Origin of the sequence: Spirosoma pollinicola (assembly GCF_002831565.1) — a bacterium.
Classification (GTDB): Bacteria; Bacteroidota; Bacteroidia; order Cytophagales; family Spirosomataceae; genus Spirosoma; species Spirosoma pollinicola.
Genome location: NZ_CP025096.1, coordinates 7772260 through 7797032 on the forward strand (window position 1 = coordinate 7772260; position 24773 = coordinate 7797032).

Sequence of the window (24773 nt, forward strand, 5' to 3'; positions counted from 1 at the left end):
GAAAATGAATAATGTATAACGAATAATTAGTTCACAGACGATTTCGGGAATCGCACTATTCATTTTCCATTATACATTAATCACTGATACCTGCCGGGCGTCTAACAGGGCGGGCAACTCCCGAAGTGAGCCCAGCAACAAATCATGTGGGTGTGAATCTAACTGCTCGCGCGAGTGCGTCCCATTTGTCAGGCCCAGGTTTAATGCCACACCAGCCGCCCGACCCGACAGCAAATCGGAGGGGGTATCGCCAATGTTGACAACGGCTTTGGGATTGGTAATGCCCAGCAACCGCATAGCCCGCTCAATCATTTGGGGGTATGGGCGGCCGCGCTCCACTTCATCACTGGCAATTGACGCTTGTATAAGACTGTTGGCTGTACCTACCCGCTGTCCATTAAGGCCATCAAGCCAGCCGAGTTTTCCCAGAATAATATCGGTAACAACGCGGTAGAAACCTGTTGTCAGGGCAATCGCTATACCCCGCTCATGCAGGTACGCAAACGTTTCTAAACAACCCTCAGTGGGTGTGGCCCCCTTCGTGAGGTAATGCTCTTCCAGAATACGCCGAAAAGCGTCGTAGGAAATATCGACTTTCGACTGAATCTCGGGGCTGTCGTCGCCCAATTGTTCCTTCCAGAGCGTTTCAAAAACGTAGCGCTTGGAAAGACCCTGCATGGCCAGAATCCGCTCATCGGTAACAGACAAACCTGTCTCGACGGCGGCCTCGGCAAAACACCGTTCTACTTCGTGATGATCGGTAACGGTTGTACCGGCCATGTCAAAAACTACAAGTTGAATTGGTTGCATAGATCGGGAATTGAGAGGAAACGCAGGCAAATCAACAGAAAAATTCAGGACAGCCAACTTTTCAGGGATTAAGAAATAAATAAATTGAGTTAATGTATTTATAAGTTCTATTGATCATATCAATTTTATAGCGCTCAAGCCAAAGTGCAGTACCCTATCCTGTTGATTCAATTGAAGAGCCCTCCCAACAGGCTTAGCCAGTTTTTTTAAAGTCCTCTACAGCTTCTATCAAGCTAAATATAAATTTAAAGTGATATGGTTTTTAGTCACTAAAGGCTCAATGAACTTGTCCAGTCGCTTGTATAAAAACTCTTTAATGGAAATTTAACGTTTTAAAGATTAGATTCTTTGTCAACAAAACTATTGCAAACGTTTGCGGTAACGCTTGCAAACAAAAAAGGACTCATATCGCTTACGCACACAATATAAATTGTATTAACCCCATACATTTGTGTGAAATACTGAGTACTTTTTAAAAAAGTATAATTAATGATTTATGGTGGATAGTCATTATTGAATCAGCATCAATTGTACTTTTCAACGATTTCCACCCTTTATGTATCTAGTAAAAACACTCAAATTTTGATTGTTATCCAGCAATCATACACACATGCAAACCGAACAAATTCATCAGACAAATACCCCTACCGCAAGTCAAACAACCTTCGAAAGCCGCTACGCTTCTTCGCCGGGCGAAGTAAAAGGAATGGATACGGCGCAGCTTCGGCAAAATTTCCTCATTGAGACGCTGTTCGTCCCGAACCAATTTCGCTGGGTGTTATCTTTTTTCGATCGTTACCTCACAGGTGGAATTATGCCAGTTGATGGTCCCGTTGCGCTCGACACGCCCGATCAACTCAAAGCCAATTATTTTCTGGAACGGCGTGAGCTGGGTATCATTAATGTAGGCGGTGCTGGTTCTGTAGTGGCCGATGGGGTTACTTATGACCTGAACTACAAAGAAGCACTCTACATTGGACAGGGTACACAGTCTATCCAGTTTATATCCAACGAAGCCAGTTCACCCGCGAAATTTTACCTGAACTCGACTCCAGCCCATACCAATTACCCGACTCGTAAAATAGCACGGGCAGATGCCGAAGTAGTTACACTAGGCAGTATGGAAACAGCTAACCACCGCACAATCAATAAGTTGCTCGTTAACAGTGTACTCCCAACCTGCCAGCTGCAGATGGGTATGACCGAACTGAAAGCGGGTAGCGTTTGGAACACAATGCCCGCCCATACGCACGACCGGCGCATGGAAGTTTATTTTTATTTCGAAGTTCCTGAAGGACAAAGTGTCTGCCATTTTATGGGGCAACCGCAGGAAACGCGCCACATTTTTATGCAGAATGAACAGGCCGTTATTTCGCCCAACTGGTCAATTCATGCCGGGGCTGGCACATCAAATTATACGTTCATCTGGGGTATGGCCGGGGAGAACCTCGACTATAGCGACATGGATTTCTGTGCAATAACCGATCTAAGATAAAGGTATTGCGACACAAAGAAGGTGGCCCAAAAGGAGCAATTTTTTAGTGAGTATAGAGTGATTTTGTCATCCCGACGCAGGAGGGATTTTAAGTTAAGTCAACCTTCAAGATCCCTCCTGCGTCGGGATGACAAAAAATACAATACATGAACACCGTTCTCAATTCATTTTCATTAGCGGGTAAACTGGCTCTGGTAACCGGCTGTAAGCGCGGCATTGGTAAAGCGATGGCCGAAGCACTGGCCGAAGCCGGAGCCGACATTATTGGCGTTTCGGCCAACCTAGAGCTGGAAGGCAGCGCCGTAGCCGTGACTGTTGAGTCGTTGGGCCGGAAGTTTTATGCCTATCAGGCCGACTTTAGCAACCGGGAGTCGCTCTACGCGTTTATTGAACAGGTAAAAAAAGACCATTCAACTATTGATATTCTGATCAATAATGCCGGTACGATCATGCGCAAACCAGCCGCCGAACACCCGGATTCTTATTGGGACGAAGTGATTGCGGTCAATCAGACGGCTCAGTTTATTCTTACCCGCGAAATCGGGAAAGAAATGGTCGCGCGGGGCAGCGGGAAAATAGTTTTCACAGCTTCGCTACTGACTTTTCAGGGGGGTGTTAATGTGCCGGGATATGCCGCCAGCAAAGGGGCTATCGGGAGTTTAGTGAAAGCCTTCGCCAACGAATGGGCCTCGAAAGGTGTGAACGTAAACGCCATTGCTCCCGGCTATATTTCGACGGATAATACAGAAGCGTTGCGCAACGACCCGGTTCGTAGTCAATCCATTCTGGAGCGGATTCCTGCTGCTCGCTGGGGTGAAGCCGAGGATTTTAAAGGCCCTGTCGTCTTTCTCGCATCGGCTGCCGCCAGTTATGTACACGGAACCATATTGACCGTTGACGGTGGATGGATGGGTCGATAATGTACCAAACAGCTTCTAGCTGTTTGAGTCGAAGACTAAGTTTTGTTAACTTAACGTGAATAATGGGTTGTGCACCGCTTTTAGCAGCCTACTTTTTGTCATCCCGACGCAGGACCGGGCCGATTTCTATGGTTCAAACAAGGGTTGGCGTATAATTTTTGTTATATTTTTTACCCCGCTTGACGACTGCATAGACCCGATGGATGAGTTTGTTTCTTAGTGCGTTGATAACTAACATCTTATTCTTGCCTTCTTTAACTTTTCGCTGGTAATACTCCTGTAATTCACCGGGCATTTGAAGAGCCGACATAGCCGCCATATGCAGTAAGGTTTTCAGTGATTTTCGGGCATGATGATTCACGCGAGTCTTACCCCGTACACTACTGCCCGAGGAGTGCTCAAAGGGAGCTACGCCCGCATGGCAAGCTAGTCACGTGTTTTGAACGAGAACATACCCACCGCATCAAGACATTCGTCAGCAATCTGTTTATCTTGGCTAGTCGGGTCTAGCTAGCTAGGGGCCGAGGGACTCACCGGTACGACCTTTGTCCCCATCGCCACCATCAACACCGTCCTGGCCCCCAATGCCGCCGACACGGTCTACATCGACCGGGGATCCTCCACCTCGGCCCTCAACACCACCGCCAACGCCTACCGCTACCGCCTGGAGTTCTACTACACCGATGCCACCTCGGGCCAGCTCACCCGGCTCGATGTGACCGATGCGGCCTCCTCGGTGCGGCTGGCCGTGGCCCCCGCCAACCGGCGGGTCACCCTGAGCTGGCAGGCCAACGTGCCCTGGTCCAACGATGGAAAAGTCCACGATGTGTATCGCAGCCGATCGGGTCCCAACGGCCCCTTCAACAAGATCCGTGAGGTCAGCGTGCAGGCCGCCCCCTACAGCTTCACCGATGACGGGTCCGACACCTTCACCGCCGATGGCAACACCAGCCGGGTGCTCTCGGCCGATTCCAGCTACTGCTACCGGGTGATGACCCGGGGCCAGTACACCGATGCCCAGCTAACCAAACTGGGCATCCTGACCAACTACAGCCAGATCATCTGTGCCACCCCTACCGACACCACCCGCCCCTGCCCGCCGGTGCTGAGTCTGGATAGCCTGGACTGTGCCAGCCTGACACCCGAGAGTCTGTGCGACGTGAGCAGTTTCACCAACCAGCTCAGTTGGACGCCCACCAGCGGGCCAACCTGTGATGCCAACATTGCCTCCTACAAGCTCTATTATGGCCGCTACCGCTCCGACACGCTGGGCCTGTTGACCAGTGTGGCCGTGCCCACCACCCGCTTCGACCATACGAGTCTGACCACCGTGGCGGGCTGTTACTACGTGACGGCCGTCAGCCAGCGGGGGCTGGAGAGTGCGCCCTCCAACACGGTCTGCAACGAGGCCTGCCCCTCGCTGGTGCTGCCTAACGTGTTCACCCCCAACGGGGATGGCAAGAACGATGTGTTTGCGCCCTTGAAGTGTCCGCGGTTTGTGGAGCGAATCGAGTTTGTGGTCTACAACCGGTGGGGGGCCAAGCTCTATGAGGGCAGCGGTCCGACGCTGGCCTGGGACGGGCGGAGTAGTGACGGGGCGGAGCTGCCCACGGGCTTGTACTACTATCAGGCCACGGTGCATTATGCCCTGCTGGACAAAAACGCTCCCCCCCAGATCATTAAAAGCTGGGTGCAAATTCTTAGAGAAGGAATGTCTTTACGCTAAGAATTAATAAAGAATCAGGAAAGAAAAAGGAGAATGGATTGGCGAAACGCTAATTATCTTTCTCCTTTTTTCTTTTTACCCTATCTTACGACCAGATATCAATACATTTTTTACCCAAGGAAGCGTTTTATCAGAAACGCGATAATTCTATGCGGTTCTTTTATATATCTGGGCTCTTGAGCCTTTTTTTGATTGCTGCCCTGTTACCTAACGTTAGTCAGGCGACTCACGTGCGGGCAGGCGAAATAACGACCAAGCTTATTTCCAAAACGTCACTCACGTATAAGATTACATTTACGGCCTACTTTGATGAACAAAAAGGTAAAGCTGCGGCCGATCAGGCAGAAAACTATACGTTCTGTTTTGGTGATGGGTCAACGGCAGATGTTCGGCGAAGTAGCCGGGTGTATATCAACGGGCGCACGTCATCGGTCAATAGCTATACAGTTATTCATACCTATCCTGGTCCAGGCACCTATACAATTGGGGTGACAGTGCCGAATCGGAACGCCGATACAAAAAATCTTCCTCCGGCCGCCAATTCAGACCAGATTCGATTCTTTGTTTCAACGACGATTTACGTTAATGCGGCTCTGCTGACCAACTCCACCCCGGTGATGCTTAACCCGCCCCTGGACTCGGGCCGCGTGGGTCAGAAGTTCTGCCATAACCCAGCCGCCTTCGATGCCGATGGCGATAGTCTGGCTTACCGATTGAGTGTACCCAAGACAAGTTTAACGGATAATGGCTGTGTGGGCCGAGATATACCGGCCTATCAGGACCCTACTCGTTTTGGGAGCGCCAGTGAAACAGGGGGGGCATCGACCTTCTCGATCAACCCCATTACCGGCGATCTTTGCTGGGATGCCCCTGGCGAAGTGGGTCAGTTCAACTTTGCCTTCATCATCGAGGAGTGGCGTAATGGCGTGCTTATCGGCGAGATTACCCGTGACATGCAGATTATTGTCGTCGATAATAAGAACCAGCGGCCACTCATTCAGCCCATCCCCGATTTGTGCGTGGAAGCCGGCACCCTGATCAACCAGCCCGTCACGGCCACCGACCCCGATGGCAACCGGGTCATCATCTCCGGCTTCGGGGGCGTTTTCAATGTAGGTCAGGATGGTGTGGCACTGCCAGCGGGCGAGTTGATTCAGCCCGCTTATGCACGACTGGTGAATGGGGGTATTACCCAGAATCAACCGGCCACGGCGACCTTCACCTGGCAAACCGGCTGCAACCAGATCCGCGTCTCGCCCTACGAGGTCGTCTTCAAGGCCACCGATGTGCCCCCCAAACCCACCCCCGCCCTGGTCTCCTTCCAGTCCTTCCGCATCCAGATCGTGGGGCCATCCGTCAAGGGACTCACCGCCCGACCCACCGCCACCGCCAACGGGCGAGCCATCCTCCTCTCCTGGACACCCTACACCTGCGGAACGGCGGGCACCACCCTGGCCATCTACCGAAAGGAAGGTTGTGATGTGGTTCCCCCAAGACCCTGCGTGACGGGCATCCCGGCGGGCTACACCCTCATCGCCCGCGTGCCCCTCAACACCACCACCTACACCGACACCTCCGCCCTCAAACGGGGCGTTAGCTACTCCTACCGGCTCGTCGCTGTCTACCCCGACGTCAATGGGGGCGCCAACGGGGGCGTCTCCCTGGCCTCCGACCAGGCCTGCCTGGTGCTGCCCCTGCTGGCCCCGGTCATCACCCAGGTCACCGTCGACTCCACCCAAACCACCACCGGACAAATCACCGTCCGATGGACCCGGCCCCTGGGCCTCACCCCCGGCGACCTGGGCGGGCCCTACCAGTACCGGCTCCAGCGGGCCGAGGGACTCACCGGTACGACCTTTGTCCCCATCGCCACCATCAACACCGTCCTGGCCCCCAATGCCGCCGACACGGTCTACATCGACCGGGGATCCTCCACCTCGGCCCTCAACACCACCGCCAACGCCTACCGCTACCGCCTGGAGTTCTACTACACCGATGCCACCTCGGGCCAGCTCACCCGGCTCGATGTGACCGATGCGGCCTCCTCGGTGCGGCTGGCCGTGGCCCCCGCCAACCGGCGGGTCACCCTGAGCTGGCAGGCCAATGTGCCCTGGTCCAACGATGGAAAAGTTCATGATGTCTACCGCAGCCGGAGTGGCCCCAACGGCCCCTTCAACAAGATCTGCGAGGTGAGCGTACAGGCCGCCCCCTACAGCTTCACCGACGATGGGTCCGACACCTTCACCGCCGATGGCAACACCAGCCGGGTGCTCTCGGCCGATTCCAGCTACTGCTACCGGGTGATGACCCGGGGCCAGTACACCGATGCCCAGCTAACCAAACTGGGCATCCTGACCAACTACAGCCAGATCATCTGTGCCACCCCTACCGACACCACCCGCCCCTGCCCGCCGGTGCTGAGTCTGGACAGCCTGGACTGTGCCAGCCTGACGCCCGAGAGCCTGTGCGATGTGAGCAGCTTCACCAACCAGCTCAGCTGGACGCCGACCACTAGCCCCAGCTGCGATGCCAACATTGCCTCCTACAAGCTCTATTATGGCCGCTACCGCTCCGACACGCTGGGCCTGTTGACCAGTGTGGCCGTGCCCACCACCCGGTTTGATCATACGAGTCTGACCACCGTGGCAGGCTGTTACTACGTGACGGCCGTCAGCCAGCGGGGGCTGGAGAGTGCGCCTTCCAACACGGTCTGCAACGAGGCCTGCCCCTCGCTGGTGTTGCCCAACGTGTTCACCCCCAACGGAGACGGCAAGAACGATGTGTTTGCGCCCTTGAAGTGTCCTCGGTTTGTGGAGCGGATCGAGTTTGTGGTCTACAACCGGTGGGGGGCCAAGCTCTATGAGGGCAGCGGTCCGACGCTGGCCTGGGATGGTCGGAGTAGTGACGGGGCGGAGCTGCCCACGGGCTTGTACTACTATCAGGCCACGGTGCATTATGCCCTACTGGACAGAAACGCCCCCCCGCAGATCATCAAAAGCTGGGTCCAGATATTCAGAGAAAATACAGGTTCACGCTAAAAACAAGAAAGGCCGGTTTATCCGGCCTTTCTTGTTTTTAGCGTGATGTGATGGTGTGGTGCCGGATTTCTCCGTGGTGTCGGGTCCTCAGACCCGACACTGATTGCTGACGCGAGTGTGTCGGGTCTGAGGACCCGACACCACAGATTCGTTTGCCTATTTCATATTATGATACACCATTTGAACGTCGTCGTCCTCTTCGATTCGCTCAATGAGCTTTTCAACATCGGCAACTTCGTCGTCGGTTAACTCTTTAAAGTCATTCGGGATACGCTCAAATTCAGCCTGTTTGATTTCGTAGGCTTTTTCTTCAAGAAATTTCTGAATGCTTCCGAAAGCGGTGAACTCACCGTAAATGACGTACTGATTCGTTTCGTCGTCAAGCTCGATGTCATCTCCCCCAACGTCGATCAATTCGAGTTCGAGTTCTTCCTGGTCGATGCCATCAGCCGGAATCCGAAATACTGACTTCCGGTCGAACATAAAGTCGAGCATTCCCTGCGTTCCCAAGCTACCGCCGAGTTTGTTGAGGTAACTGCGAACATTGGCCACCGTGCGGTTGTGGTTATCCGTAGCGGTTTCAATGACCAGGGCAATACCGTGGGGCGCATAGGCTTCGTACACGATTTCTTTGTAATCCTCCTGATCTTTTGACGAGGCTTTTTTGATAGCCCGGTCTACGTTCTCTTTCGGCATATTGGCCGCTTTGGCGTTCTGAATGATAGCCCGCAGACGTCCGTTTACGTCAGGATCGGGACCACCGCTTTTCACAGCCATCACAATGTCTTTACCAATACGGGTGAAGGTCTTGGCCATTTGCCCCCACCGTTTCATTTTCCGGGCTTTCCGGTATTCAAATGCGCGTCCCATTGTAACAGATTGATTAAAACACAGAGAACACAGAGTTTTTACACAGAGGTAACGAAGTTTTTCTGTGTTCTTCGTGTACTCCTCCGTTACCTCTGTGTTTATCTATATTATTTTTTCACTAGTTCTTCTTCAAATTCAATTATCTCCTGCCCGCGCAACAAATCCTCAAAGGTTTCGCGCTGGCGGATCAGGTAGGGTTTGCCTTCATAGACCAGCACTTCGGCTGGCCGAAAGCGGGCGTTGTAGTTCGACGCCATGCTGAAGCCATACGCTCCTGCATTTTCAAAAGACAATACATCGCCGGGTCTAACCTCGGGCAATGAACGATCTGTAGCGAAGGTGTCCGTTTCGCAAATGTAACCGACTACGGTATAGGTCTTTTCGACAGAAGATTCGTCGTCTGCCGGATTCGAGATGTTTTTAATGTCGTGATACGCATCGTACATCATTGGGCGAATCAGGTGATTCAGGCCAGAATCGACAGCCACAAACGTGCGGGTCGGGTTGTCTTTAACAATGTTGGTCTTCACCAGCAAATGCCCGCTTTCGCTCACCAGAAATTTTCCCGGCTCGAACCAGAGCTCAAGGTCACGTCCGTACTGCTGGCAAAAGTTTTGAAACGCGTCGGACACCTGCCGACCCAATTCGGCCACGTTGGTGATATGGTCGCCTTTTTTATAAGCAACTTTAAACCCGCTCCCGAAGTCGATAAACGTCAGATTTGGGTAGTCGGTGGCAAGGTCGAACAGGACGTCGGCTCCCTTTAAAAAGGCGTCGGCATTCTTGAAATCAGAGCCGGTATGAATGTGTAATCCGGCAACTTGAATCTGATATTTGTTTGCCAGTGCCAGAATATCGGCGCGTTGCAGAATCGAAATACCAAACTTGGAATCGGCGTGACCTGTCGAAATCTTTATATTACCCCCCTCACTAATGTGCGGATTGATCCGAATACTAACGGGCACCTGGCTTCCGTAGGTTTGTCCAACCCACTCTAAAAGCGGCAGGCTATCCACATTCAGTTGCAGACCCAGCGCAACAGCTTCGCGAATTTCCTCGAACGACACACCGCTCGGGGTGAACATGATCTGGCCCGGCTCAAAACCAGCCAGGATACCCATACGGGCTTCGTTGACCGATACCGAATCCATCTCAACACCCTGCTGGCGCATTAATTTCAGAATCGATATGTTGGTGAGTGCCTTGGCCGCGTATTTTATTTTTAGATTGACTCCGCTAAATGAGGACCGGAGCAAGCCGATTTTTTCGATAATTTTGTCGGCGTCATAGACGTATAAAGGCAGGCCGAATTCGTCGGCTATATCCAATACCTTGACACCCTGAATCTGGTAAGTACGGTTATTTAGTTGCATGACTTCCTTGAACGAACCGCAAAATTACGCCATCTTTCCCCCATGTACAAAATTCAGTTTCTCTTAGTCCTCATACTAACAGCTCCATTTGCCTTATTCGGTCAATCGATTACGAAACAAAAGGCAATTGGTTCTCGGAACGGGCACAAAACCAGTACGCAAACCAAGGCACTCCAGTCAGGGCCGATGGTTGGGTATTCGGAAATGCGCGAGGTGATGCTTTGGGCGCAAACCAAACAGCCCGCCCGCGTTCAGATTCGGTATCACGAAACGGGCAAATCAACACCCGCCCACCTTACCAATGAAGTACTGACTAACCGGCAAACGGCTTTTACAGCCCACCTGCTCGCCGACCAGGTGGACCCCGGAAAAACGTACGAATACGACGTGTTAATCGAGGGCCAGAAGGTGAGCCTGCCCTACCCGACTCAGTTCCAAACCCAAAACCTGTGGCAATGGCGGACCGACCCTCCGACCTTTCACTTCGGCGTCGGAAGCTGCACCTACGTCAACGAACCTGAGGTAGACCGGCCTGGTACGCCTTACGGTGGGGGCTATGAGATTTTTACAGCCCTGGCTGCTCAAAAACCCGATTTTATGCTTTGGACGGGCGATAACACGTACACCCGCGAGGTGGACTGGAACAGTCGGGCGGGTGTTCTGCGCCGTTATACCCATACCCGTTCCTTGCCCGAAATGCAGCCCCTTCTGGCGTCTACGCACAATTACGCGATCTGGGATGACCACGATTACGGTCCCGACGATTCCGACCGCTCCTACTGGCTTAAGGAAGTGACGCTCGATGCGTTCAAACTGTTCTGGGCCAACCCGAACTTTATCTTCCCCGAAAGTTGCGCCGGTACGTTCGTTTGGAACGACTGTCAGTTTTTTATGCTCGATGACCGGACATTCCGCGCACCCGATCATATGACCGACGGGCCCGGTAAGGCGTATTTCGCGGATAAACAAATTCAATGGCTGCTGGATGCACTGACCTTTAGTAAAGCCACGTTTAAGTTTATCGTGACGGGCGGGCAGATCGTAAACCCAACGAAATCGTTTGAGAACTACGCCATCTACGGCACCGAACGCGACCGGCTCTTTAAAGCCATTGCCGACGCAAAAATTCCCGGTGTACTGTTCATTACGGGCGACCGGCATCACTCTATACTGCATAAGCTTGATCGCGCCGGCACGTATCCACTTTACGACCTGACCATTTCGCCCCTAACCTCCAGTCCGGCAAAACCGCTGGCCGAAGAGCTAAAACTCCCGACTTACGTTGACGGCACGGTAGTAACTGACCGTAATTTTGGCATTCTGACCGTGAGCGGTCCCTTGAAAGATCGAGTACTGACCATCAAAGTATACGACCAAAAAGGTACCGAACGCTGGACAAAAGATATGCGGGCGAATGAGTTGAAGTAGCCTGGACGTCCACGTCCGGAAATAAAATGATAAACACCCGGACGTGGACGTCCAGGCTACACACAACATGACCATCAACGAATTTCCCGACTACGCCACCTTATCGCAGTGTACAGCAGATCATCTGGCTTCGATCATTAATCATAAACCCAACGCAACGCTTTGTCTGGCCTCGGGTGATACGCCTATCGAAACCTACCATCGGTTTGTGGAACTAGCCAAAGACGAACGTGTAGATGTAAGCCAATGCACCTTTGTTGGCCTGGACGAGTGGGTTGGCTTTGGCCCGGATGACTTCGGCAGTTGTTCGTATTACGTATTCCGCGACTTGTTCAGGCCACTGAACTTGCGCCCCGACCAGGTTCACGTTTTCGATGCCAAAGCCACTGATCTCGCGGCCGAATGCGCTCGTATAGATGCCGTTATTCAGGATCGTGGTGGACTGGACGTACTTCTGGTGGGCATGGGCATGAACGGGCATATCGCCCTCAACGAGCCGGGAACACCATTTACATTGGGTTGCCACGTAGTTGAACTGGCCGAAAGCACCAAGACGGTGGGTCAAAAATATTTCAAGACAGAAACAACACTGACACAGGGAATCACGGTTGGCCTGCGCCACCTGACGGAAGCGAAAGAGGTTATTCTTATGGTCAGCGGAGACAGGAAAGCCCCTGTTCTGCGGGATGCGCTGCGGGGGCCTGTTACGGAGCAAGTTCCGGCCAGCATTATGCAAACCCACCCCAACGCCCAAATCTGGATCGATGAAGCCGCTGGAAGTTTACTAACCAATTCTTGAGATTTTGGCTGCGGGATTGTAGTTTGTGATTTCTTACCTGCTTCACGATAAACGACAAGCTCATTGCCAACTACATTTACGTCCCGTCGAACCGAAGTTCTTGCCGGCATTTCTACGTTTCTGGCAACGATGTACATTATTGTTGTCAACCCGGCCATTTTGAGTCAGGCCGGGTTGCCGTTTAGCGGTGTGTTGACGGCTACAATTTTACTCTCATTTTTTTGTAGCCTGATGATGGGTCTTTACGCCCGCAACCCAATTGTCGTGGCGCCGGGAATGGGCATGAACGCCTTCTTTACCTTCACGGCGGTAAAAGGCATGGGCATTCGGCCAGAGGTGGCCCTGGGTGCGGTGTTCTGGGCGGGCGTATTGTTCCTGTTATTATCCATATTCAATGTCCGGTCGGCCATTGTACGGGCCATTCCGCAACCCCTTCGTTATGCGGTTTCGGCAGGAATTGGCCTGTTTATCACGCTCATTGGTTTCGAAAACGCCAAATTCATTGTGGCAAATCCCGCCACGTTGGTGAGCATTGCTCACTTTAACGACCCTGTTGTATTGACATTTATCTTCGGTCTGCTGCTGATGAGTGTGCTGGTTGTACGCGACGTACCGGGAGGCATTATTATTGGTATCATTTTGACAACGCTCGCGGCCTGGCCCATCGGACGATACTGGGGCGATGCATCGGCCGTTAATTTCGGGCAAAAGACGCTGGTCAATTTCCAGGGCATCTGGGCCGCACCCGACTTTTCGCTACTGGGTAAATTAGACCTGATGGGTTCACTGTCTTGGTCGCTCTGGCCCGTCATTTTCGCTTTCGCCTTCACCGATCTTTTTGATAGCCTATCCACCTTTGTTGGCGTTGCCGAAGCGGGTGGTTTACAGGACCAGAGCGCCGGGCCGAACCACGGGCAACCGCGCAACCTGAACCGCTCCCTCCTGACCGATGCCGTTGCCACCACGCTGGCCGGGGTGTTTGGCACGAGTCCGGGAACAGCCTATATTGAGTCGGCGGTGGGAATTGCGCAGGGAGGTCGAACCGGGCTGACAGCTATTGTAGCGGGCTGTTGCTTTCTTCCTTTCCTGTTTCTTTCTCCCTTATTATCGGTCATTCCGGCCATTGCCACGGCTCCGGCACTGGTGCTGGTGGGAGCGTTTATGATGAAGCCCATTACCCGCATTGAGTGGAGCCAGCTAGACGACGCGCTACCCGCTTTCCTGGCACTCGTACTCATTCCGTTCAGCTATTCCATTACGCAGGGGCTGATCTGGGGATTTTTATCCTGGACGGTCATCAAAGTAGCCGTCGGCAAAAACCGGGAGGTCCCGCTGGGTCTTTGGATTGTCGATGCGTTTTGTGTACTTGCCCTGGCGAGTGGACATTGACGATTCGCCCGGCATGGTGGCAGGTATGAGGACCAGCCACCATTGACAGATTTATAACTTAACCTTCGGCTGCGCGGAGTACCACTACACGCTACATAAAATTCAAATGAAAAAACTATACATCCTGACTGCATTCTTTTTCGCTCTTTCATTCTTTCGCTCTTTCGCCGTTGCCCAACGTTACAAACCCCGGCCAGTCACAGGTTTGCTGGGTGCTTTCGGGGCCGAAGTGGCGCTGGTCAACCAATCCCTTAAACACCCGAAAACGGTTATCGTCGATGGCATTTCGTTCACGACGGGGCGGCTTGGCAAACACCGGGTTGTGGTTGCCGAAACGGGGATTGGCAAAGTGAATGCCGCCATGACTACAGCCCTGATGCTGGATCATTTTCGGCCCCAGCGCATTTTATTTACGGGTATAGCGGGCGGCACAAACCCCGACCTTCAACCCGGCGACATTGTCATTGCCGGTCGGACGGCCCACCACGATTATGGCTCCATCACCGAGAAGAACACGCCTACCCGTCAGACCCGTAACGCTATCACAAAACAGTTCAACCCGGTTTATTTCCCCGCCGATTCGACCCTGATGCATCTGGCTGAAACCGTTGTGAAAGGGGTTCAGCTTGAGGGTATTCCACTGGCATCGGGGGGCGTTTCTGACCGATCCGTGAAGGTGATAACAGGCACGGTTGTTACTGGCGATGTGTTTGTGGCCTCGCCCGCCAAGGTAAGCAGCCTGCGGGCCGATTTCGGGGCCGACGCTACCGAAATGGAAGGGGCGGCCATTGCTCAGGTCTGTTACCAACTTCAGGTTCCGCATTTGATCATACGTAGTCTGAGCGACCGGGCCGACGCCGAAGCGCATGTTGCCTACGATAAATTTTACCCTACAGCCGCCCGAAACTCCGCCAAACTGGTTATTGCTATTGTGAAAGCATTGTAGGTGGCGCGGGCGCGGGTACTTCTGGCGCGGGTATTTACCCGTGCCTATTAATAAAGTCAGTATTTACTGACGCAAGCGAACCGGGACGCCGGACCGGCTTGCTATATGAACAGGCACGGGTAAATACCCGCGCCAGAGGGCTAAATACCGTAAAACCTTTTACTCGGAAAAGTCATTATTACTTGATGACAGTCTGCTTTATAGCCATTTTTGGGGGCATCAACTTTTCTTCTCTTGCTAGTTAACTCAACAACTTCTACGCATATAAACCCTTTTCAATCCTTCTGGTGGGCGGGTTATGAATGCACCGATCAGTTAAACTGCTTCGGCAATCGCGTCGATTTACTTCGGGTATCGGGCCATCTTCAGTTACTTAACGAAGATTATGCCCACCTGCATTCCTTTGCTATCCGTACCGTTCGGGAGGGTATTCAGTGGAGTCAGGTAGAAAAAAGGGCTTACCAGTACGACTGGAGCGTGGTGAGCGACATAATGGCCGAAGGTCATCGGCAGGGAATCCAGCAGGTTTGGGATTTGTGCCATTTCGGTTACCCGGATGATCTGACACCCCTTCACCCGATGTTTGCCCGGCGTTTTGCGGCTCTTTGCCGGGCGTTTGTCCACTTCTACCGCGCTCAGTATCCCGACGATACGCTAATTGTAACGCCCATCAATGAGGTCAGTTTCATGTCGTGGCTTGGTGGTGATGCCTGCGGAACATCGCCCTATTGTACAAAGCAGGGGTGGGAGGTAAAAGTCGGACTGATGCGTGCCTACATTGAAGGCGTTGCGGCCATGCGCGAAATCGACCCAACGATTCGTATCCTGACGACCGAGCCGCTGGTACAGATTGTGCCGCCCATGAATGCAACCCGGCAGCAAATTATCAATGCGGCTATTGCCGATGAAAACCAATTTCAGTCGGTTGATATGCTGGCGGGTCGAATCGCACCTGAGCTGGGCGGGTCACCTGAGTACCTGGACATTCTGGGTTTCAATTACTATTACAACAACCAGTGGATTGACGGTACCAGTATATTCCTGGGCTGGAACGACGACACGCCCGATCCTCGTTGGTTGCCGCTTCGTCACTTGTTAATGAAAGCGTACCGACGCTATGGACGACCTATTGCCCTCACCGAAACCAGCCACCCCGGTATCGACCGTCCATTCTGGATAGACATGATTGGCCGCGAGTGTGCCGCTGTTCTACAGGCTGGAGTGCCTCTTTTTGGCGCATGTATCTATCCAATTGTCGACCGCCCCGATTGGGACCACCTTGATCACTGGCATCACTCCGGCCTTTGGGATGCTGATTTATCGCTCGACCCGCCTGGCCGGGTATTGGTAGAGCCGTATGCCAACGCATTTCGGCAAGCACAGGAAGTAGTCGTGGAAGCAGGCTTGCAGATAAGTTAACCTTTTAACGTACAATTAGTTAAGAGGGGAGTTTTTCCATTCACGTCTTTAACCAGTCCTACACATGAAATCAACCCTCACGATTTTTGTACTATTGGTATGTCCATACCTACTCGTTGGTCAAAAACTCAAGCCGGGTTTCGATAAAGCCGAATACATTGAAATGCTCAAAATATCAGCACAGTTTGGCGACTCTACATACGTCAATTCATTTCCGACCCCGCAACAGTTTAAACTGGCCTATCGCTCACCCACTGTCGGTTTGGAAAACAAGTGGGATTTATGGACGAGTCCACAGTCGGTAGCGGTATTGAGCCTTCGCGGAACTACGGCAAACAGTGTAAGCTGGCTGAGTAATTTTTATGCAGCTATGGTACCCGCTAAAGGGTCTATCCAAATTAGCGACAAGGAGAATTTTACGTATGAACTAGCGGCCGATCCGAAAGCCGCTGTGCATGTTGGCTGGCTGGTCAGCATGGCTTTTCTGGCAAAGGATATAGTACCCAAAATTGACTCCTGCTATCGGGCGGGTATCAAAGACATACTGATTATGGGCCATAGCCAGGGAGGAGCAATTGCTTTTCTGTTGACATCACACCTGAAAAACCTGCAAAAACAAGCCAAAATCCCCGCTGATATCCGTTTCAAAACATACTGTAGTGCAGGCCCTAAACCGGGCAATTTGTATTACGCCTATGAGTACGAAGCCGCTACGCAAAATGGCTGGGGTTACAACGTGGTCAATTCTGCCGATTGGGTGCCGGAAGTGCCGTTTTCTATTCAGACGATCAACGACGTGAATACGACCAATCCGTTCAAAGGCGCACCAGCCATGATCAAGAAACAAAAGCTGCCGCAACGGATTGTACTGAAATACATATACAACCAGCTTAGTAAACCCGCCCTGAAAGCGCAGCAGAATTATCAGAAGTACATGGGCAAGCTGGCGGCAAAAACCGTACAGAAAAACCTGAATGGCTATGTAGCACCTGCTTATTACAACAGCAGCGATTATGTCAGAACAGGCACGACTATTGTGCTATTGGCCGATGATGACTATTTCAAAAAATACCCGAATAGTGAGGAGAAGATTTTCGTTCACCACTTTCACCCTCCCTATTTATACCTGACAGAAAAACTCCCCTGATACGGTTGACCGACAGGCATTTTGAGTACGCACTCACCTTGGCGCTATTGCCGTGATATGTCTTCATCTTGTATCAGACAGCAGGATGCTGTCTGGCCGCTAGGCAAAGAGAGATGAGTTATCAATTAAACTTTATCACTTAAAGCTATTCATTGCCTGACGGCCAGACAGCAGGATGCTGTCTGATACTTCACAAATACAACTGCGCCATTTTTTGCCAGTCGCTGGCCTGGTGCGCCCGGCCTTCCCAAAGATGCATTTCGTGAGGAATCTGTTTGGCCTGCAAGGCCGAGTTAAGGGTGATATTGCTATCCAGAAAGGGATCTTCAGTACCAATTGTTAGTATGATCTGGAGCCGACGAAGCGATTCAAGCACACAACAATCGTCCAGATTTGGCAGGAAATGATTGGGACTATGGAAATAAATTTCCTCATCGTAATAATCATCGAACAAGCCGCGAAACTCCCCGGCCGGTTCCGACAAATTGTATCGACCGCTGAAAGCAACCACCTTCCCAAACCACTGCGGATGCCGGAAGGCAATATTTAGGGCGTGATAAGCTCCCAGGCTGCAACCGTGCGAAATCATAAACGGCTGTGGGTTTTTCAGGCGGGAAAGCGGCAGGACTTCATTTATGATATACTGCTCATACTGGTTATGCCTCCGAATACGATCGGCCGGGTGAGCGGAGAAATTGTATACGCTTTCACAATCGATACTGTCAACACAGTATAGTTGCAACCAGCCATTGTCAATTTTTTCGGCTACTGCATCGACCAGACCCAGCGTTTCATACTCATAAAAACGACCACGCCGGGTTGGAAATACCAACATCCGTGCGCCAGCATGGCCATAAATGAGCAACTCCATATCCCGGTTTAGATTCGGACTAAACCATTTATGATATTCCCGGTGCATAACGTTGCATTAAGTACCCGTGAATTTGCGACGTTTGTGGAGAACGACAACGCCACTCGAATAAACAAATCGTTAAGAAATCCGGGCTTGCTGCTGTAATGCCTCTTTCCACACCCGATAACCAGCCGGACTCAGGTGAAGACCGTCGTTTTCGAAGAACTCCCGGCGGGGTCTACCATCGGCGGCTAGCAAAGGGGTTGTCATATCGACATACAAACTGCCCGGCATCTTCTCCAACTCGGCACGAATTAATTTGTTTGTGGCCTGTATCTCCTTGGCGATATTCCAGCGTGAAAGGCTAATCTTGATGGATAAATATGTTAGCGGAACGCCGGGCAACAGTTTACTCAGTTTTTCGGCGAAGGCGCAAAAAAACAGGTAGACTTCTTCAGGATGTCGGCCATCGCCGAGATCATTGTCGCCCGCGTAAAAAATGAGGGACTGGGGCGCTACAGGAACAATTAAGCGCTCAAAAAACCAGGCACATGCCGCCAGCGTTGAGCCGCCAAAGCCTAAATTGAGGGGATTACTTTGCGGGAAATCCTGCGCCAGTGTTGACCATAAACGAATGGACGAACTACCATAAAAAACAACTCTGTTTGCTACCGGGGTCGTGGCGGCTAGTTTACGTTCTACTTCTTGAATGTCGGCTTCGTACCAAACCATACTTAATTATTTAACCGGCTGGCTGCTAGTTCTTAACGAGTTGGTAGCCGATACCACGTCAGCCGAAGCTGCACTCGCCATCCACTTACGGATAATACCCGTCAATGGTCGAAATTCAATTAAAAAACCATCATGTCCATACAGCGAATCAATCTCTTCGTAGATGGCATTAGGAATGTGTCGGGCCAGGAACTGCTGCTCAGAAGGGGGAAACAGCAAATCCGAGCGAATTCCAACTACTAACGTCCGGGCTTTAACTTGGTTCAGTGCGTTCAGAATACTGCCCCGGTTTCGGCCCACGTTATGCGAATCCATCACCTTCGATAGCACCCAGTAGGTAAATGCATTGAAGCGCTCGGCAAGTTTTTCGCCCTGATATCGCTGATAGCCCGCCGATTTATAGCCATCCAGTTGCTCGTTGTTGTCAAGCGCCTGCGTAAACCCATACGTATCGTAGTTCCGGTACGAAATCATGGCCATCGCTCTGGCAGCTTTCATCCCGGCAAGGCCCGCATCATCGCGCTGTTCGGCCCAGGTTGGGTCGGCTTCAATGGCCATACGCTGTGCTTCGTTGAACGCGATGCACCAGGGCGACGCAATGGCGCTGGTCGCAATGATAACCATATTTTCGATCAAACCGGGTTGGAAAATGGCCCATTCAAGCGCCTGCTCCCCCCCTACCGACCCACCGATACAGGTATTGATTCTGTCGATATTTAACTCCTGCCGAAGTAAATCCAGAGCCGCTACCATATCCCGAATAGTAATCATCGGGAAGTCGTGATGAAACGGTTTGCCTGTTGATGGATTTACCGATAGTGGCCCTGTAGAGCCATAACAAGACCCGATCACGTTGGCGCAGATCACGAATCTGTTTTCCGGATCATAGTATTTACCCGGCCCAACCATACCACCCCACCAGTCGCCGGCATCGGCATTTCCGGTCAGGGCATGACATACCCAAACAACGTTTGATTGGTCGCTGTTAAGTGTACCGCGTGTGGTATAGGCCAGCCTGAAACCGGGCAGGCTTTCCCCCGATTCGAGCGGAAACGAATATTTGTAATCGAAGTAGTTAAGATCCAATCGGAAAAAGTTTACGGTTCACGGTTTACGGTTTGTGGTATGCCATCATCGGCAAAACCCATAAACCGTAAACCGTAAACCAAACCTAAAACTATGCTACTACCGGCTCGGCAATACTGGCAAACGCCTGCTCGAAGTCAGCTTTAATATCGTCGATGTGTTCGGTACCCGCCGAAATACGCAGGACGCCTACCGCAACACCGGCACTGGCCTGTTCCAGTTCACTCAGTTGCTGGTGGGTAGTGGCCGCCGGGTGGATAATTAATGTTTTAGAATCACCCACGTTAGCCAGATGGCTTACCAGTTTCAGGCTGTTCATGAACTTGTCGGCAGCAGCTTCGTCACCTCTTACTTTAAATGAAAATACGCCACCGAAACCCCGTTTGAGGTATTTTTTAGCCAGATCATGATACGAACTGCTTTCCAGACCCGGGTAGTTCACGGATTCTACCTGATCGTGCTGTTCGAGCCACTGGGCCAATGCCAGCGCATTCTGCACCGTGCGATCCAACCGCAGCGAAAGCGTTTCCAGTCCTTGCAACAATAGAAACGAGTTGAACGGACTGATGGCCGGCCCCCAGTCACGCAACCCCTCGACACGGGCGCGGATAATAAACTGAATATTGCCGAACGGACCGCCTACACCAAACACATCGCTGAATACCAGTCCATGATAGCCTTCTGATGGTTCGCTGAACTGCGGGTATTTTCCATTTCCCCAGTTGTAATTGCCGCTGTCGATAATGACTCCGCCAATGCTGGTGCCATGCCCGCCAATCCACTTGGTAGCCGATTCGACCACCACGGCGGCCCCATGTTCGATGGGGCGGAAAAGATACCCACCGGCGCCAAATGTATTATCGACAATAAGCGGCAAATCGTGTTCTTTGGCCAGAGCCGCAAACGCATCGAAGTCAGGAATATTGAAACCCGGATTCCCGATTGTTTCCAGATAAATGGCTTTGGTGTTTTCGTCAATCAGTTTGGCAAACGATTCGGGTTTGTCGCCATCGGCGAATCGGGCTTCGATACCCAGCCGTTTAAACGACACTTTGAACTGGTTGTACGTTCCGCCGTACAAAAACGACGTTGTTATAAAGTTATCGCCCGCGCTCAGAATATTGCTCAGCGCAATGAACTGAGCCGCCTGCCCCGACGCCACCGCCAGAGCCGCCACGCCCCCTTCGAGAGCGGCCATGCGCTTCTCAAATACATCGGAGGTAGGGTTCATAATCCGGGTATAGATATTCCCGAATGCTTTCAGTGCGAACAGGTCGGCGCCGTGGGCCGAGTCGTTAAAAACAAAAGACGTAGTTTGGTAAATAGGCACCGCCCGGGCATTTGTCGTTGGATCGACCTCCTGACCCGCGTGTAGTTGAAGGGTATCGAAATGAAGTTCAGACATGGCTTAAAGAATAGTTTGGGGTTTGTAGACTATAGTTTTGTGTTCGCCGTACTACAGTTTGTTTATAGTTGCCTCCCGACAACGTCAAACCATACACATTAAACTAAAATTGACGCACGACAAACCCTCCCGGTTTTCGTGGTGGTAGGAGAAGACTGCTTAGTAAGCCCCCTGGGGCCATTCAGCCCGGGGCATACATTGCTTGTGGTAGAGCATGTGAGTTAACGATTTATAGTCCCTAAATAATTTTAGGCAGGAGTTAGCACCTTGCCATGTGGTAGGTTGCCAGCGGTTTACAGAGCCTGATCTCTCCCCGCTTCTTTATAAATCAATGCGCGTCGAAAGACATAGAGTTGACGCGTCGCAATTGACTTGATAGCGCAAGTATAACAGCCAAACGGCGCGATTCCAAACACCAGCCCGTTTTTCTATGCGATTGGCTCCTTCATTCAACGTCCTGCTGCCAGTTCGATGCTTCTGGCCGAAACGCGCAGAAACGACCTATAGATAATCTTTTTTAATGTGGCTTGACAATCTCCGCCTAATAACTCAATTCATTGTTTACTTTTGCACGCAAGACTCCTGCCGCATGAATCAGCCGAACCAGACGTATCGTTACAACCGTGAAAATGCCACCCGAGTGGCTGGCGTCACGTCCTTGAAAGATGCCATTGGGCAGTTATTAAAAGCCTATCAACTTCAAACCCGTTTCAACGAAACTTACCTCGAAGCCTTTTGGGGCCGCATGATGGGGCCATCCATTGCTTCCCGCACCAACCGGCTCTACGTACGCGACAAGAAGTTGTACATTGAAATTGCCTCGGCACCGCTCCGCAGCGAGCTTGTCAACGCCAAACAGAAGCTCATTCAGTTGGTCAACAAAGACATGGGAACCGACGTAATTGAAGACGTCGTATTCATCTGAGCAACTCACGTATTTATATAGTAAAAAAGGGCACTGCGTCGACGCAGTGCCCTTTTTCTTTGTATGGATGGCCAAAGTAGATCGGATAGTAACCGGGTGCTAGCCATGAAAGTGATGCGGAACCGCTAGTTTCTTTATCGAAACCAAAGTTTATGGGTGAATTGCTGAGTGGTGGTGAGCCGTTCCAGATTGAGCAGCACATACCCGTCAACAGAACTGTTCACCTCGATGACCCGGTCAACCAGACTTTCTACCTTCTCCTCAAACGTGGAGAGTACTCGCCCGGTCAAATTCACTAGCCGTACCCGCACCACCTCGCTGGGGGTAAAGCCCGGAAGGTAAAGCCTGAATTTACCACTCACGCTTGGATTCGGATAGGCCACGACCTGCATAGCTGCATCCTCCACGGCAACTTCCCGAACAGCCAGAATAACCCGTTGGCTATCGATCTGCAAATAGTCGTGCCCCTGATGATCCGACATATAACTCCGGAAATCACCCCCCTGCATACCCTTCTGCTCAGAGCCGGGATCCACCCCAGGGTTGAATAACCGTACATCCGGCACATAGCCCCCCTTCAGCACAAAGTCGAACAGTAAAAACTCGGTACCCGCCTGAAAATCCAGCTTACTTCCCGATGTGGTTATCCCATGAAAGTCGGCCGTGGCAGCCAGGACAGGCCCATACACCACCGAGTTATCACTCCAGGAACCTACGCTCGTACTTCGAATCGAGAGCCGCTCGTTCGCTACGGCTTCCGGCAGAACGACCGAGACCTGCGAGGGACCCCAGATGAAATTTTTGGCCGTAAAGTTAGGGGTGGCAAACACCTCATAGCGACTCTGTTCAGGATTAAACGAAATCCTCAGCGTGACCTGAGGCTGGGCCTCCAGCCGGGACACGCCCCCCAGCAGGCAACAGATACTCCAGAATAGACTATATAGTATTTTCATCTTTATAACAGGAAAGTAGACTACCGTAAACGAGAAATCAAAATGGGTACACAACTGGTTTTGCAACCCCCACACAGGGTTAGGGACAAGCCTGTCGAAACGATGAGACAACTGGCCGTTACCTGACTCAGCGTAGCAGTGCCGTTGGCAACCAGGTTAACAATACTGGCATCGTCGGTGTAGGTCAGACCATAGGCAGAATACGCTCCTGCTACCAGACCCATTGTCGAAAACGATGGCGTTGCGCTTACGCTGATCAGTTTACCCGTGGCATCCGTGAGCACATAGCTGGTTTTAACACCCGCTCCCGTACTGCCCCCGGCCGAGGTCAGCACAATGGTAGCCCCTACCTGATAATCGCAGGTAGGCACGGGGGCGATACAGGCTTTGAAGACCAGCGCATCCGATAAATCCAGGCACGATGCTGATACAGCACTTAACGTACTGCCCACTGATAAATTCGTGACCACCCCATCATACGTAATGGCAACGGCCATATAGGTAGCCGTACCGGTCAAGCCAGTAAAACTCGCCGTTGGGCTAATCTGCAGAATCGTCCCCACATTATTGGCAAGCACATATCGGGTCGTTACCGTACTGCCCGCGCTTCCTCCCGCACTCAGCAGCGTTACCGTCGAGGTGGTGTAATCGCAACTCGACTGTGACAGCGGGCAGCCGTAGGCATTCACGGCCATGCCGACAGGTGTTCCCGGACATAAATCGCTGCCATCGGAGACACCATCTGCGTCAGCATCGGCCAGCCGGGTGGCGGTGAGTATTCCGGTGTCTTTTTGCCCTCGTGGAGCCGCCTGAACACTACCAGACAGGAGCCACAAACAACATCCCAGACAAAATACCCAGCCACAAACAGGTTTCGTATACATCGTCATTGGCCTATTTGCTTAAAGTAGGAGCGGTCAGATTACAGGTGGTACAGACGGTACCCGTATTGGCATAATTCTGCAGGTATAAATTCGTCCCCCCCAGAATATCATTGGCTGAGTACATCGTATTGGCAAAGTCTCCCCCCTGCATACCCGCAGCACTCGAGTTGGGATCACTGCCATTGACAAACAGCCGTAGACCCGGCGTACATACTCCGCCCGGCAGTACGAACGTGAACAACAACGTTTCTTGACCCGACACCAGGTCGACCTTCAGACCATTGGAGCCGACCGCATGAAAGTCCAGGTTCTGTACCCCGTAAATTTGCGAATTATCGACCCAGCCCCCGGCCGCTACACTATTGATAGTGAAGGCCGAGTTGGCCACGGAGGTGGGCGTCACTACCGATACCTGAGCACTGCCCCAGTTATACTGGCTCTGGGTAAAGTTGGGCCTGCCATACGCTTCGTACCGGCTCAGGGCAATATTGTACCGCAGTGTATACTCGACCGTTTGGGCCAAACCGGTTAGGGCCAAACTCAGCAAACTGAAAATAAGCAGAATTTTTTTCATG

The 24773-nt window shown here is 52.0% G+C and carries 23 protein-coding genes, 2 pseudogenes and 1 riboswitch; of the genes and pseudogenes, 12 read left to right on the plus strand and 13 right to left on the minus strand.

Annotated elements, in window-relative coordinates; all coding sequences use genetic code 11:
* Positions 1-69: 69 nt before the first annotated feature.
* Positions 70-810: an HAD family hydrolase gene (locus CWM47_RS32875; RefSeq protein WP_100994154.1), complete on the minus strand. Its 741-nt coding sequence runs from the start codon at positions 808-810 to the stop codon at positions 70-72.
* A 610-nt stretch (positions 811-1420) separates the two neighbouring features.
* Here CWM47_RS32875 and kduI point away from each other — a divergent pair.
* The gene (gene kduI, locus CWM47_RS32880; RefSeq protein ID WP_100992771.1) at positions 1421-2305 is read left to right on the plus strand and encodes a 5-dehydro-4-deoxy-D-glucuronate isomerase; all 885 of its coding nucleotides are present in this window, start codon (positions 1421-1423) and stop codon (positions 2303-2305) included.
* A gap of 146 nt (positions 2306-2451) precedes the next feature.
* Entirely contained in the window at positions 2452-3225 is a 774-nt protein-coding gene (locus tag CWM47_RS32885) for an SDR family NAD(P)-dependent oxidoreductase (protein ID WP_100992772.1), read from the plus strand.
* Positions 3226-3358: 133 nt separating this feature from the next.
* Here the strand turns inward: CWM47_RS32885 and CWM47_RS32890 are convergent.
* Both CWM47_RS32890 and CWM47_RS39500 read right to left on the minus strand, forming a co-directional pair.
* A pseudogene (locus CWM47_RS32890) lies at positions 3359-3655 on the minus strand (transposase); the annotation flags it as partial.
* A gap of 84 nt (positions 3656-3739) precedes the next feature.
* Positions 3740-4048, minus strand: a complete 309-nt coding sequence (locus CWM47_RS39500; RefSeq protein ID WP_240625575.1) for a hypothetical protein — start codon at positions 4046-4048, stop codon at positions 3740-3742.
* A gap of 3 nt (positions 4049-4051) precedes the next feature.
* Between CWM47_RS39500 and CWM47_RS32900 the strand changes: the two genes are divergently transcribed.
* Positions 4052-4951 carry a T9SS type B sorting domain-containing protein gene (locus CWM47_RS32900; RefSeq protein ID WP_240625577.1) on the plus strand — a complete coding sequence of 300 codons (900 nt, stop codon included), beginning with the start codon at positions 4052-4054 and terminating at the stop codon, positions 4949-4951.
* Between the two features lie 149 nt (positions 4952-5100).
* A pseudogene (locus CWM47_RS40450) lies at positions 5101-5445 on the plus strand (PKD domain-containing protein); the annotation flags it as partial.
* 240 nt (positions 5446-5685) lie between these two features.
* Here CWM47_RS40450 and CWM47_RS40090 read toward each other — a convergent pair.
* Complete coding sequence (locus CWM47_RS40090) at positions 5686-7086, minus strand: hypothetical protein (protein WP_317046675.1); 1401 nt, start codon at positions 7084-7086, stop codon at positions 5686-5688.
* 54 nt (positions 7087-7140) lie between these two features.
* On the opposite strand from CWM47_RS40090, the gene CWM47_RS40095 reads away from it, so the two are divergent.
* Positions 7141-7989: a gliding motility-associated C-terminal domain-containing protein gene (locus CWM47_RS40095; RefSeq protein ID WP_317046676.1), complete on the plus strand. Its 849-nt coding sequence runs from the start codon at positions 7141-7143 to the stop codon at positions 7987-7989.
* 156 nt (positions 7990-8145) lie between these two features.
* On the opposite strand, the gene CWM47_RS32910 is transcribed toward CWM47_RS40095, so the two are convergent.
* Both CWM47_RS32910 and lysA read right to left on the minus strand, forming a co-directional pair.
* Positions 8146-8859: a YebC/PmpR family DNA-binding transcriptional regulator gene (locus tag CWM47_RS32910; protein WP_100992774.1), complete on the minus strand. Its 714-nt coding sequence runs from the start codon at positions 8857-8859 to the stop codon at positions 8146-8148.
* Between the two features lie 107 nt (positions 8860-8966).
* Positions 8967-10232: a diaminopimelate decarboxylase gene (gene lysA / locus CWM47_RS32915; RefSeq protein WP_100992775.1), complete on the minus strand. Its 1266-nt coding sequence runs from the start codon at positions 10230-10232 to the stop codon at positions 8967-8969.
* Positions 10233-10274: 42 nt separating this feature from the next.
* Here lysA and CWM47_RS32920 point away from each other — a divergent pair, with 42 nt between their 5' ends.
* The 6 genes from CWM47_RS32920 to CWM47_RS32945 all read left to right on the plus strand — a co-directional run bounded on the left by CWM47_RS32920 (position 10275) and on the right by CWM47_RS32945 (position 17360).
* Entirely contained in the window at positions 10275-11660 is a 1386-nt protein-coding gene (locus tag CWM47_RS32920) for an alkaline phosphatase D family protein (RefSeq protein WP_100992776.1), read from the plus strand.
* A 67-nt stretch (positions 11661-11727) separates the two neighbouring features.
* Positions 11728-12459, plus strand: coding sequence for a glucosamine-6-phosphate deaminase (locus tag CWM47_RS32925; protein ID WP_100992777.1), 732 nt, complete (start codon positions 11728-11730; stop codon positions 12457-12459).
* Positions 12460-12522: 63 nt separating this feature from the next.
* Positions 12523-13848 carry an NCS2 family permease gene (locus CWM47_RS32930; RefSeq protein ID WP_100992778.1) on the plus strand — a complete coding sequence of 442 codons (1326 nt, stop codon included), beginning with the start codon at positions 12523-12525 and terminating at the stop codon, positions 13846-13848.
* Between the two features lie 106 nt (positions 13849-13954).
* Complete coding sequence (locus CWM47_RS32935; RefSeq protein WP_100992779.1) at positions 13955-14794, plus strand: 5'-methylthioadenosine/adenosylhomocysteine nucleosidase; 840 nt, start codon at positions 13955-13957, stop codon at positions 14792-14794.
* Positions 14795-15028: 234 nt separating this feature from the next.
* Positions 15029-16213 (plus strand): amine oxidase, encoded by a 1185-nt coding sequence (locus tag CWM47_RS32940; protein ID WP_240625579.1) that lies wholly within the window; start codon positions 15029-15031, stop codon positions 16211-16213.
* A gap of 64 nt (positions 16214-16277) precedes the next feature.
* The gene (locus tag CWM47_RS32945) at positions 16278-17360 is read left to right on the plus strand and encodes a lipase family protein (protein WP_100992781.1); all 1083 of its coding nucleotides are present in this window, start codon (positions 16278-16280) and stop codon (positions 17358-17360) included.
* A gap of 190 nt (positions 17361-17550) precedes the next feature.
* Here the strand turns inward: CWM47_RS32945 and CWM47_RS32950 are convergent, their stop codons facing one another.
* The 4 genes from CWM47_RS32950 to CWM47_RS32965 all read right to left on the minus strand — a co-directional run bounded on the left by CWM47_RS32950 (position 17551) and on the right by CWM47_RS32965 (position 21436).
* A complete protein-coding gene (locus CWM47_RS32950; protein ID WP_100992782.1) occupies positions 17551-18279 on the minus strand; it encodes an esterase family protein in 729 nt (242 codons plus the stop codon).
* A 72-nt stretch (positions 18280-18351) separates the two neighbouring features.
* A complete protein-coding gene (locus CWM47_RS32955) occupies positions 18352-18945 on the minus strand; it encodes a GDSL-type esterase/lipase family protein (protein WP_100992783.1) in 594 nt (197 codons plus the stop codon).
* Between the two features lie 6 nt (positions 18946-18951).
* Positions 18952-20031: a homoserine O-acetyltransferase family protein gene (locus CWM47_RS32960; RefSeq protein ID WP_100992784.1), complete on the minus strand. Its 1080-nt coding sequence runs from the start codon at positions 20029-20031 to the stop codon at positions 18952-18954.
* 91 nt (positions 20032-20122) lie between these two features.
* Positions 20123-21436 (minus strand): O-acetylhomoserine aminocarboxypropyltransferase/cysteine synthase family protein, encoded by a 1314-nt coding sequence (locus CWM47_RS32965; protein ID WP_100992785.1) that lies wholly within the window; start codon positions 21434-21436, stop codon positions 20123-20125.
* A gap of 226 nt (positions 21437-21662) precedes the next feature.
* Positions 21663-21766: riboswitch (SAM riboswitch) on the minus strand.
* Between the two features lie 259 nt (positions 21767-22025).
* Between CWM47_RS32965 and CWM47_RS32970 the strand changes: the two genes are divergently transcribed.
* Positions 22026-22361: a DUF721 domain-containing protein gene (locus CWM47_RS32970; protein WP_100992786.1), complete on the plus strand. Its 336-nt coding sequence runs from the start codon at positions 22026-22028 to the stop codon at positions 22359-22361.
* 134 nt (positions 22362-22495) lie between these two features.
* Here the strand turns inward: CWM47_RS32970 and CWM47_RS32975 are convergent, their stop codons facing one another.
* The 3 genes from CWM47_RS32975 to CWM47_RS32985 are packed head-to-tail and all read right to left on the minus strand — an operon-like array spanning position 22496 to position 24772.
* Entirely contained in the window at positions 22496-23314 is an 819-nt protein-coding gene (locus CWM47_RS32975) for a T9SS type A sorting domain-containing protein (protein ID WP_100992787.1), read from the minus strand.
* A gap of 20 nt (positions 23315-23334) precedes the next feature.
* Positions 23335-24198, minus strand: a complete 864-nt coding sequence (locus CWM47_RS32980; RefSeq protein WP_100992788.1) for a hypothetical protein — start codon at positions 24196-24198, stop codon at positions 23335-23337.
* Between the two features lie 10 nt (positions 24199-24208).
* The gene (locus CWM47_RS32985) at positions 24209-24772 is read right to left on the minus strand and encodes a hypothetical protein (RefSeq protein WP_170069471.1); all 564 of its coding nucleotides are present in this window, start codon (positions 24770-24772) and stop codon (positions 24209-24211) included.
* Between the last annotated feature and the right edge of the window lies 1 nt (position 24773).